6 protein-coding genes and 2 pseudogenes are annotated in these 11212 nt (G+C 45.8%); 5 read left to right on the top strand and 3 right to left on the bottom strand.

Translation table 11 applies throughout. The annotated features are described in order from the left end of the window. Positions 1 to 232: 232 nt before the first annotated feature. Positions 233 to 2194 carry an FAD-dependent oxidoreductase gene (locus tag J2Z66_RS42170; protein ID WP_245376250.1) on the top strand — a complete coding sequence of 654 codons (1962 nt, stop codon included), beginning with the start codon at positions 233 to 235 and terminating at the stop codon, positions 2192 to 2194. 129 nt (positions 2195 to 2323) lie between these two features. Here the strand turns inward: J2Z66_RS42170 and J2Z66_RS42165 are convergent, their stop codons facing one another. Continuing rightward, positions 2324 to 2911 (bottom strand): ATP-dependent Clp protease proteolytic subunit, encoded by a 588-nt coding sequence (locus J2Z66_RS42165; protein ID WP_209980079.1) that lies wholly within the window; start codon positions 2909 to 2911, stop codon positions 2324 to 2326. A gap of 247 nt (positions 2912 to 3158) precedes the next feature. Here J2Z66_RS42165 and J2Z66_RS42160 point away from each other — a divergent pair, with 247 nt between their 5' ends. Next, positions 3159 to 3929, top strand: coding sequence for an RNA polymerase sigma factor (locus J2Z66_RS42160; RefSeq protein WP_209980077.1), 771 nt, complete (start codon positions 3159 to 3161; stop codon positions 3927 to 3929). A gap of 150 nt (positions 3930 to 4079) precedes the next feature. Here J2Z66_RS42160 and J2Z66_RS43275 read toward each other — a convergent pair. Then, positions 4080 to 4196 (bottom strand): annotated as a pseudogene (locus tag J2Z66_RS43275) (GNAT family N-acetyltransferase); the annotation flags it as partial. Between the two features lie 267 nt (positions 4197 to 4463). On the opposite strand from J2Z66_RS43275, the gene J2Z66_RS42155 reads away from it, so the two are divergent. After that, positions 4464 to 5117, top strand: coding sequence for an SDR family NAD(P)-dependent oxidoreductase (locus J2Z66_RS42155; RefSeq protein WP_209980075.1), 654 nt, complete (start codon positions 4464 to 4466; stop codon positions 5115 to 5117). A 716-nt stretch (positions 5118 to 5833) separates the two neighbouring features. On the opposite strand, the gene corA is transcribed toward J2Z66_RS42155, so the two are convergent. Next, entirely contained in the window at positions 5834 to 6784 is a 951-nt protein-coding gene (gene corA / locus J2Z66_RS42150; protein WP_209980074.1) for a magnesium/cobalt transporter CorA, read from the bottom strand. A 234-nt stretch (positions 6785 to 7018) separates the two neighbouring features. Between corA and J2Z66_RS42145 the strand changes: the two are divergent. Together J2Z66_RS42145 and J2Z66_RS42140 are read left to right on the top strand one after the other, a co-directional pair. Beyond that, positions 7019 to 8924, top strand: a pseudogene (locus tag J2Z66_RS42145) (ABC transporter ATP-binding protein). Then, positions 8854 to 10584, top strand: a complete 1731-nt coding sequence (locus J2Z66_RS42140) for an ABC transporter ATP-binding protein (RefSeq protein ID WP_376774575.1) — start codon at positions 8854 to 8856, stop codon at positions 10582 to 10584. The pseudogene J2Z66_RS42145 and the gene J2Z66_RS42140 overlap by 71 nt, the downstream one beginning before the upstream one ends. Positions 10585 to 11212 lie beyond the last annotated feature (628 nt).

Below are 11212 nucleotides of genomic sequence, written 5' to 3'. Positions count from 1 at the left end.
CCTTTGTTTATAGCTCTGCAATGTGTTAGTCCTAACAACATTGTAACCTATGTGTGAACAAATTGGAGCTGTCTTACGTTCATCATAACTCTCTTGCCTGCCTGTATTTATTAACAAATATTAAGGTTTATTTAAGTAGTTCCTAAGCGTGTGCTTATAAGATCTTAAATTTTCATTTGTATACTAGAAGCTGTTGATAGTTTCAAAATAAATGATTTTGAGGTGCAGGTTGATGATGCGTAAAAGGATGTTTGTGGTGCTAATTGTTGTAATGATGTTAGTAATTGGAGGTTGTTCCCTAAGTAAACCAAAATCCGAAAACGAGGCGGGTGTGACACCAGGGTCACATGAAGGGCAGCAGGATCATAAAAAACAGGAGCTAACGAAAGTGAATTCAGTGGACAAGCTCCAGGAGAGCTACGACTTAATTGTTGTCGGGACAGATCCGGAAGGGATTAGTGCGGCTGTTTCCGGTGCACGAAATGGTCTGAAAACACTGCTCGTAGATGGTAGAGACCGTGAAATTTTGGGCGGATTAATGACGATAGGCTGGTTGAACAGCATTGATATGAACTGGGTGAAGCCGAAAAAAAGCTTGTCCGGTAAGGAACAGGCGCACTTAAACCAAGGTATTTTTACGGAGTGGTATAAGCAAGTAGAAGGGCATTCCTTTGACGTCACGACAGCCGCGAATGTGTTCAACAAGCTGGTCAGTGCAGAGGGAAATATCGATATTTATATGAAATCAGAAGCCATCGAGCCGATAATCAAGAAGGGGGACCATTCAGTTCTGATTGAAGGTGTTGCTATTACGGACAAGGATGGGAAAAAGCACAACATATTAGCAAAAGCTGTAATTGATGCTACTCAGGATGCGGACATTGCAGCGGCGGCTGGCGTATCATTTACGATCGGGCGAGAGGATCTAGGGGACAAAGAGTCATCCATGGCGGTTACAGCTGTTTTTCGCCTGAAAAATATCGATGACAAAGCATGGAACCTCATTACTAAGCGGCTGAGTGAGGATGGAGATGAAGGCACCGGTTCCGATCAAATGTCCGCTTGGGGATATGGTAAAGAAATGAAAGCATATGTGCCGCTTAACAAGGAGCGTGCGATGATGCGTGGTCTGAATATAGGCAGACAAAATGACGATACGATTTTAATTAATGCACTGCATATTTTTGAAATTGATGGACTTGATCCAGATTCACATAAGGAAGCATTGGAGATCGCTAAAGAAGAGCTGCCTAACGTTGTGAAATTTTTGAATAAACTTCCTGAATTTAAGCATGCTGAGCTGGATGCAATTGCTACTGAGCTCTATGTTCGGGAAACGCGGCACATGAAGGGGCTGTACCGCTTGAGTATTCTGGACCTGCTGGAGAATCGGGACCAATGGGACAGAATTGCTTTCGGCTCTTATCCGGCAGATATTCAGAAGACTTCACCAAGCGATAGCGGTGCAATTCCTGTAGATCCACAAAGATACGCGGTTCCATTTCGCAGCATCGTACCGCAGCATGTGGACGGCCTGCTTGTTGTGGGACGCGCTGCCAGTTATGATACACTTGCCCATGGCAGTGCCCGGGTTATTCCAACTGGAATGGCGGAAGGTCAGGCTGCTGGCGCTGTAGTTAAGCTGGTCGCAGACAAGAAAATAACTTTCCGGCAATTAGCCGAAAATAAATCGTTCATAGCCGAGCTGCAGAAGCAGCTGACGGATCAGGGAATGGAGCTTAAGGAATATACGTTGAAGCCTCAATCCTTTATGGAACATAAGTCCTACCCTGGACTCAAGGCTGCCGTTTATATGGGACTCGCATATGGATCATATGGGAACACTGCATTTAATTTGGATGAGGCCTCCAACGCGCAGCGCATGGTGAATCAGGTGAGCGGGATGGGGCGGATGCACCCGACATTTTTTGAAGGAGACATTGCAGCGGCGCTGCAAAATGTGACGGAACCGGCAAAAACTCCGCTGACCCTGCAGCAAGCAAGCTTTACATTTGCCAAGGCATTAGATGTAGATACAACGATTGAGGAAGCTCAGGCTAAATTGCAAGAGAAAGGCTTTTTAAGCAAAGCAACCATCGATGGCATCAAAAACAAACAAAAGTTAACGAATGGCGATGCATTTATGATGCTAAAAGATATGGCTGAAAGCGTGGCTGGTGCGAAGTTTGAGTAGGTTTTGAGGAAGCGATAAACGAAGTAACCAAAGAAAAGGGCTGCCCAAATGTCATCAAATGACGGGGCAGCTCTTTGTGCTAGAATAGATTTTTAGATGTGTCCTCCACACGATTTTTACAAGACTTCACTAAGAGTTAGATGTAACCACTTTGTCGATAATGCCATAATCCAAGGCCTCTGAAGCGGACATGAAATAATCCCGGTCCATATCTTTTTCCACCTTTGCTAGCGGCTGCCCTGTCCGTTCGGAAGTGATTTTATTTAATCGTTCCCGGGTGTCCAGTATCCGCTGGGCGCTTATGGCGATATCGCTGGCCTGGCCCTGCACACCACCGTGAGGCTGATGGATCATAATTTCGCTGTTCGGCAGCGCTAAGCGATGCCCTTTGGCGCCTGCAAGCAGAAGAATCGCCGCGAAGGAAGCGGCAAAACCCGTACAGATCGTGTGCACAGGAGACTTCACAAATTGCATCGTGTCATAAATAGCAAAACCTGCAGTAGTAGACCCGCCAGGACTGTTGATGTAGAAAGAAATTGGTTTTTCAGGATTTTCAGCATCCAGGAATAGCAGTTGGGCAATAATGCTGTTAGCCAGGTGATCATCAATAGCTGAACCAACAAAAACGATCCGATCTTTCAACAATCTCGAGTAAATATCATAGGATCTTTCGCCACCAGCGGTTTGTTCAATAACATAAGGCATATATGCACTCATCTTCTTACCTCCATTTTCGTTTTCTTTTTTCGTACTCATCCTGTAAACGAATCAGTGCAGCAGAAAGATACGGAGAGTTGAGCGCTAGTCGATTTTGGCTTTGCCGGAATTTGTACCCACGATGAAACAGCCTTATAATGAAGAAAATATATGATTTATTTTTTAGAACAGCGTATCTTTTTTTAAGCTTCGTTCGTTTACCTAAGTAGGGATAAGACGGCTTTATCGTCTGAAAGGAGAATGCTGAATGATCTTGAATGAGGTTAGGGAAATGATTGAAAACAGATTCGGGGATGAAAGCATAGAGCATTTGCAAGCAGTCGTAAACCGCTACTGTCTATCTATAACGGGCTCTATTTGGGATGCTGAGGATTTGGCTCAGGATACATGGCTGAAAGCTATTAGTACATTAAATGACTTCGGTCAAAAAAATGTCTTTGGCCACAAAAACCCTGAAGCCTATTTGCTGAGGATTGCGAAAAACACGTGGATCGACCAAGCACGAAGAAAAAATCTCTTCCTCAAAATCCTTAAGCGGGAGCAGCCGGAGGTGGCTCTGCCCGAGAACGGCTCTTTCGAGATCGAGACGGCTTTTCTTGCTTTAAGGAAGCATTTGACTCCTTTACAGAGAACTGTTTTTTTACTGCGTGACGTATTTGGATATTCCATTGCAGAAGCCGCTGATAAGCTCCAAACGACAGAAGGTGCGGTAAAAGCTGCGCTTCATCGTGCCCGCTTGGCGCTTGATGCAGTTAAGGATGAGCTGGAACAAAGTATACTCCCGGTGCCGAAGGAAGAAGGTTTGAAGGCATTTCTGCGCGCGCTTGCCGCTGCTTATCAAATGGGGGACATTGCGACGCTGATAGAGCTTGCCCAGCAGGACGAATTGGAGCCAGCCGTGGTGTTCGGAATCGCCCAAAACCAGGTTATCGGGAAATCCCTCATCCAAGCTCAGGGGGCCACTGGACAGAACTATGGCATCCCAATGGCCCACACTATTATGCTTCTGGCGTCTTAGATATTAGATCAACAATATTTGCTAGGTGCAGGCGTTTGGTGGAGTTATATGATCGAGGTTGAACAAAGAGCGGATAGAAGAGGGGCCCCGAGATGGGGCTTCTTTTTTGGAGTGAGAAAGAACTCTGAATTGTCTAGACATACTTAGCGAAAAATGCTCAAAAAATAATTTCGGCAATAAGTGGGTCATTTGGCGACCTCCCCACCAATCATTTAATACTGTGATTATTTTAAGATAATCGGATTCTCGGATGGAACGGGTATGCATTCGGGTTAACCTCCCTTCTTAAATGATAATAGTTGATATTCAAATATATAAAGAAAAAAGACCTGATTTTCAACTAATATATCATAAGATGCTCGACTCAATAAACCTGGACACTGGTGTTAAAGAGGAGTTCTTATATATCTGCCTTTGAAACCATTTTTACTGAAGTGGATGATCACTACACATTGTTATTAGGTTATAATTGAAGCAACAGCCTAGATGCACAGCGGATACATAGAACAAAAAGGATAAGGGAGGCAGCAGGGAATGAATAAACCTTTGCTTGTTATTGTAGGGGCAGGTCCTGGGGTAAGTGCAGGGGTTGCAAAGAAATTTGGGACAAGTGGTTTTCGGGTCGTTCTGGTATCGAGAACTAAAGCATCTCTGGATGTTTATACGGAGGAACTTCAAGCACAGGGAGTGGAAGCCTACAGCGTTCAAGCCGATGCATCAGACTCAGCTTCACTGCAATCAGCTTTTAATCAAATTAAGGCAGAGTACGGAGTACCCGAAGTATTAGTTTATAACGCCGCTGTAATCAATCAAAGCAATCCTTCATCCTTATCGGAAAAACAATTAGTTGATGATTTTAAAATAAACGTGGTAGGCGCATTGACCAGTGCCCAACAAGTGATCCCGGATATGATCGACCGTAAGCAGGGAACCCTTTTGTTTACAGGAGGAGGGCTAGCGTTATATCCTGCTGCGGTACTTACATCACTTTCCATAGGTAAAGCGGGTATACGAACGTTGGCGTTTACGTTGGCTGAGGAATTGAAACCTCACGGAATTTATGTAGGAACCGTTACAATTACTGGTTTTGTGCAGCGTGGAACGTTCTATGATCCGGAGCGTATTGCAGAAGCTTATTGGGAATTGTATACGACCAGAGATCAAATAGAAACTGTGTATAAAGAATAAATATTAAAAAAAAGCCCGGTTTCCCTTCAAGGAAGATCGGGTTTCTTTCTATATAAAAAGTTTGAGTGATTTACAGTGATACAGTATTCAGTGTGACTGTCATTCACCAAGGGAATCAGATAGGGAGCTCGGATTATCCTATTGCTACTATCCCTTTTCCCTAGGAATGCAACTTCTGCCGGCAGTCTGTTTGAGCGTGACACGTTCGGCACTTTGCAGCTGGGAGGGAACATGGAGGAGGAGCATTAGTAGCAATTAGCAACCCTCCTTCCACCGAAATGAGCGAGTACTCCACTTAACGATGTTTTTCATCGTTAAAACAAGTGTTCCAGGTCAATCGGTCACGTTAATGATGATTTTCATCGTTAAAAGAGGCCGGAAGGCCTCTCAGGGTGGTTAAAAGGGATTTTAACGATGTTTTTCATTGTTAAAGTAAAATTGTGGGGACGACTGGTGCTTTTAGTGATGAAAAACATCGTTAAAGCAGCAGTTCCTCTCAAATTGCTCGCTCTCTTCATTCCCAGCGCCTGTACCTGCTAGGAAATCGCTCTAATCAAGAGAAAAACCCTTGCTGGAAGTCCGTGTGAACTTGGTGTTCGTGTGATTCGTGAGATTGTAGCTGAGAAGAGGGAATGGCTGTGGACGGAAGAGTGTTAGCGTCCGCATGTAAAGATTGGTTCCAACCCCCGTATCCATTCCATTCGAGGGAACATATCTTAATCAAACCATTTCTTATATCGGAACCACATAAACATACTAAATCCAATGACAAGCATTATAAAAAGGACTATAAAATACCCCGAATGCCAAGTTAGCTCCGGCATATTTTCAAAATTCATTCCATAGATTCCAGCTATAAATGTTAGAGGCATGAAAATGGTAGTAATCACTGTTAAAGTTTTCATAATTGTATTCATACGATATGAATTCATTGACACGTAACTATCTCGTATGTCAGCAGTTAGATCTCTATTGGAATCGATTAATTCGGAAAGCTTAAGCAGATGGTCATATATGTCAGTAAAATAAACCATTTGTTCCTTCAGTCCATCGATTTTCTCTGAATTTAAAACGCGATAGAGCAGATCCCTCATGGGGAAAATAGTCTTGCGAATTTTTAAGAGCTTGGCTCTTATTTCAAATACTTCGTTCATCAAAATGTGAACCGGCACGCTTTTTCCTCTTACCTCGATTTCATCTAACTGATCTTCGATTTGATACAGACTCGGGAAATATTCATCTACCAGCTTATCTATGATTAAATAGGCGGTGTACGCAATTCCTTTTTCGCGCAGCCTTTTCTGTTCCATGATCCGGCGCCACGACTCATCCATTTCCTTGGAGGGTGAATAATGAAAGGTAACAATAAAGTTATTACCCCAGAACATGTCTACCTCTTCCGCAGCTAAAGTATCAGGATTCAGTGCATGAAGAACAAAGAAATGAGTGTCTTCATAATGATCCAATTTAGGTCGCTGCAGCAAATGATAACAATCTTCTATAGCTAGTGGATGAAAATGAAAGTATTTCTCTAACAGCAGTGCTTCATCCTCTGAAGGTGCATCAAAATCCACCCAGAACCATTGGATATTTGGATTTTTCAGATCCTCTAGTGAGCATTGCTGAATAACCTCATGTTTATCATTGACAGCCAATATTCGGATCAAAGTGCTTCCCCTTCCATTACCCAGCTATGAAAATACTATACAACATCCAAGATCATGAGTAAACAAAACGATCATGAAGCTTTCTTTTGTGATGTACAAGCAGTCACTTAACGAGTAAACCGGCAAAAATAAAATCCGTAGAGGGGTTGAATTCAACCGCCTAGTGGCGGATAAAGCCAGGCAGGTTTGCTATGATCAAAATGATCGAAAAGTGAGAGTAGACGTAGAAATATGATGTTGAACAAGGAGGGGAAAGGCTTGAGTTCTAAAAAAGGAATGGCCCGGCTGTTAGAGATAGCAGGAGAGAAGCGAGGATTGCTCATTTTCTCTTGCTTTCTTTCTTCAATAAGTGCGGTTTGCATGCTGGTGCCCTATGCATCGGTTTACTTCATTCTGAAAGAGCTGCTGGAGCATGCTGCAAATCCTTCAAATGCAGACGGCAGCTTCATGGTTCGCTGGGGCGTTATTGCCATTATTGGCCTGGTCGGCAGCTTGGTCATGATGTACGCCGGTGGCATGGCTTCGCATATTGCTGCTTTCCGTATTTTGTATGGGTTGCGTATCAAGTTGTCTGAGCATATCGGCGGTTTGCCGCTGGGGTGGTTGAATGGCACATCTACGGGCACTGTTAAAAAGACGCTGGAGCATAATGTGGAAAAGGTGGAGACTTTCGTTGCCCATCAGCTGCCCGATCTCGTTCATGTGTTCGTAACGACGATTCTGATGATCTTAGTCATGTTTTACTTAAACGTGTGGTTGGCCATCGCTTGCGTTGTGCCTATTTTGCTTGCTTTTGGCGTCCAGATGCTGCTAATGAAAGGAAAGAAGACGCGAAATAGCGTCAAGCTGTATTACGATTCATTGGACAAAATGAGCGGGTCAGCGGTCCAATATGTTCGGGGCATGCCGGTGGTCAAGGTGTTCGGACAGACAGTGCATTCATTCCGTCAGTTTTATGCCGATATGATTCATTATCGGCATTACTGTCTGACTTATACCAATCAGTTTCAAAACGGCTTCCTTGTCTTCAAGGTGATTCTGGGCTCATTTGCTGTTTTCATCCTTCCTGTGGGGATATTTTTGCTTAGTCGTGATTCTGGGGGCGTCGCTTTTGCATCGGTTCTGCTTTTCTTTCTGGTTATGGCTCCTGGTATATCAGCACCAATGTTCAAAATTATGCATTTGACCTCGACACTACGCGATATTGGAGAAGGTGTTGAACGGATCGATCGTATTTTTGCAGAGAAGCCTGTACCAGAACCGGAAAACCCGAAGAAGCCGGCAACCTTCGATATTCAATTCGACCAGGTTTCTTTCTCATACGGTATGGACGGGGAGGCTGCGGGCAATGAAGCGCTTCGTGATATATCGTTCGTGGCCCGTCAAGGTCAGGTGACCGCGCTCGTGGGTCCATCAGGTGCCGGCAAATCCACAGTGGCCAATCTGGTGCCGCGCTTCTGGGATGTGTCGGAAGGAGTGATCCGCATAGGCGGTGTGGACATCCGGCACATTGCCACGACTGATCTGATGAATACAGTTGCTTTTGTGTTTCAGGAGACGTTCCTGTTCTACGACACAGTTTATCAGAATATCGCTGTTGGTCAGGCAAATGCTTCTCCAGATGCGGTTTTTGCAGCGGCCAAAGCTGCGCAATGCCATGATTTTATCAGTAATCTTCCTAATGGCTACGATACACTGATCGGGGAAGGAGGCGTCTATTTATCAGGCGGAGAGGAGCAGCGTATTGCTGTTGCAAGAGCTATTCTGAAGGATGCTCCTGTTCTAGTGCTGGATGAGGCGACTGCTTTCGCCGACCCTGAGAATGAATACGAGATGCAGCTTGCACTCAAGCAGTTGACGAAGGGAAAGACGGTCATTGTTATTGCGCACCGTTTATCCACGATCAAGGATTCGGAGCAAATTATCGTGCTTGACAGCGGCATGCTGGCTGAGCGGGGAAGACATGACGAGCTTGTTGCAGCAGGCGGCTTGTATGCGAGGATGTGGGATGCGTACACGGATGCGGCGCAGTGGCAAATGGGGAGTGGAGGAGTGGTTCAAGCATGAGCATTTTGTACAATATTACGGCAGGAGCACCGCGCAAGCTGCTCAAGCCGATCCTTTATACGACGCTGGCTAATTTTGCGGGAATAATTCCGTTCGCCCTGCTGGTGGAAGCAGCACGACTTATTTTCGCGCCGTTTGTTGACCCGGGAACACAGCTGGATACGCTTAGACTCTGGTGGGTTTGCGGAGGGATGGTAGCGTCCCTGGTCCTTCTGTATTTGGCTGAAATCCCCGCATACCGCTCCCAGTTCCGTGGCGCATACAGCGCGGCGGCTGAAGGGAGGGCCCGTCTGGCGGAACATCTGCGCAAGCTTTCGCTTGGTTTCTTGAACAAGCGTGATCCTGGTGATCTCGCCAATATGATTATGGGCGATTTCACGCTGGTGGAGCATGGCATTTCTCATCTCGTACCGCAGATGATTGGTGCGCTAGTCATGCCTGTACTTGCCTTGGCAGGCCTGTCGTTTCTCGATTGGCGGATGGCAGCCGCCTTGTTCGCGGCGTTCCCGATTGCGATTGTGTTAGTGCTGCTGACTTCCAGTATCCAGCGCAAGCTCGGAGCCAGCCACATGCGGGCAAAGCTGGATGCAGCGAACCGGCTGCAAGAGTATCTGAACGGCATTCGCGTTATTAAGGCGTACAACCTGAAAGGCGAACGCTTCGTCCGGTTGGAAGGTGCGTTCAAGCAATTGATGAAGCACAGCATCCGGATCGAAGGCCTGCTCGGCCCGATTGTGCTGAGCGCGATTGCTTGCGTCCGCGCTGGTCTGACGCTCATGGTGATTACCGGCGTTCATTTACTGCTTGGCGGGAGCCTGGATTTGATCACATTCGTTACTTTTCTGATTATTGGCTCGCGGATTTTTGATCCGTTGACGACTGCGTTAGTAGGGTATGCTGAATTTCGCTATCACGAGCAGGCTGGTGAACGCATCGTTCAGCTGCTTGAAGAGCCTGTCATGCAGGGCGAGCGGAGACCCCCTGAACAGCATGATGTCGTATGGAAGGATGTATCCTTCGGTTATATGGATAAGGATGTACTGAAGGAGGTTAGCGTCAGCATGCCTTCCGGCTCTTTCACCGCATTAGTCGGACCTTCCGGCAGCGGCAAAAGCACAATGCTCCGCCTGATCGCCCGCTTCTACGATCCAGACAGCGGGAAGATTTTAATGGGCGGTCAGGATATGAAAAAAATGGAGCCTGAAGCCCTGCTGCGCAAAATATCCATGGTATTTCAGGATGTGTATCTGTTTCAGGATACGATCGCAAATAACATAAGATTCGGCAGGAACAGCGCATCGCAGCGCGAGATTGAGGAAGCAGCAAGGAAAGCCTGCAGCCATGATTTCATTATGAAGCTGCCACAGGGCTACGATACTATGGTTGGTGAAGGGGGGAGCATGCTTTCGGGTGGTGAGAAGCAGCGCATTTCTATCGCCAGAGCGATTCTCAAGGATGCACCAATCGTACTGCTCGACGAAGCAACGGCTTCCTTGGATCCAGAGAACGAGAAGGAGATCCAGATGGCCATTGATCAATTGGTTCGGGGCCGCACTGTTATTGCGATAGCCCATCGATTGAAAACGGTGAAGAACGCTGATCAGATCGTGGTCTTGGACAACGGGCGGATAGTTGAGCAGGGCAGGCATCAGGAACTGCTTGCACTTGAAGGCTTATACGCCCGAATGTGGAAGCTGCAGCAAGAAACGGTCGGATGGCGGTTATCATCCTGAAAGTTTTAAGCTGAAATGAAAGCAGAATTATAAGCTGCATTGAAGGCTGAATTGTAAGGGGAATTTAAGGATATAGGAGAATAGGACAGATGCAAAGTGATCTTACTTTGTTTCTGTCCTATTTTATTAACTATTTGAGCTACAGGTAAGTTTAGGTTTTTTTTGGGGAAGAGCGGTCCCATGCAGTATCCCGATTGTAGTATCCCTGTATCAGCCCGGCTCCTCCGAATGGAGCATATGCTTCACTTAACGATGTTTTTCATCGTTAAAGTTAGCATTTCCAAGTCAATCCGCACGTTAATGATGATTCATCGTTAAAAGAGGTCGGATGGCCCCCAAGGGGTGGATTACAGGGGTTTAACGATGTTTTTCATTGTTAAAGTAAAGGTGTGGACCCGACCTGGTGCTTTTAGCGATGAAAAACATCGTTAAAGTAGCCACATCTTTGCGGTTTATCATCCACAGCGCCTAGAGCCCACATTCATTCCTCTGCACACACATAAAACAATCAAACACAAACACAATCGCAATCGCAAACACACAAACACACAAACACACAAACACACAAACACACAAACACACAAACACACAAACACACAAACACACAAACACACAAACACACAAACAC

Source organism: Paenibacillus eucommiae (assembly GCF_017874215.1).
GTDB classification, from domain to species: Bacteria; Bacillota; Bacilli; order Paenibacillales; family NBRC-103111; genus Paenibacillus_AI; species Paenibacillus_AI eucommiae.
The sequence above is the reverse complement of the archived record's forward strand: the minus strand, read 5'-3'. Positions and strand labels throughout refer to the sequence as shown.

Bases quoted from the DNA above. Each gene is read 5' to 3' on its own strand.
- J2Z66_RS42170 (WP_245376250.1), top strand. From the start codon at position 233: ATGATGCGTAAAAGGATGTTTGTGGTGCTAATTGTTGTAATGATGTTA.
- J2Z66_RS42165 (WP_209980079.1), bottom strand. From the start codon at position 2,911: ATGAGTGCATATATGCCTTATGTTATTGAACAAACCGCTGGTGGCGAA.
- J2Z66_RS42160 (WP_209980077.1), top strand. From the start codon at position 3,159: ATGATCTTGAATGAGGTTAGGGAAATGATTGAAAACAGATTCGGGGAT.
- J2Z66_RS42155 (WP_209980075.1), top strand. From the start codon at position 4,464: ATGAATAAACCTTTGCTTGTTATTGTAGGGGCAGGTCCTGGGGTAAGT.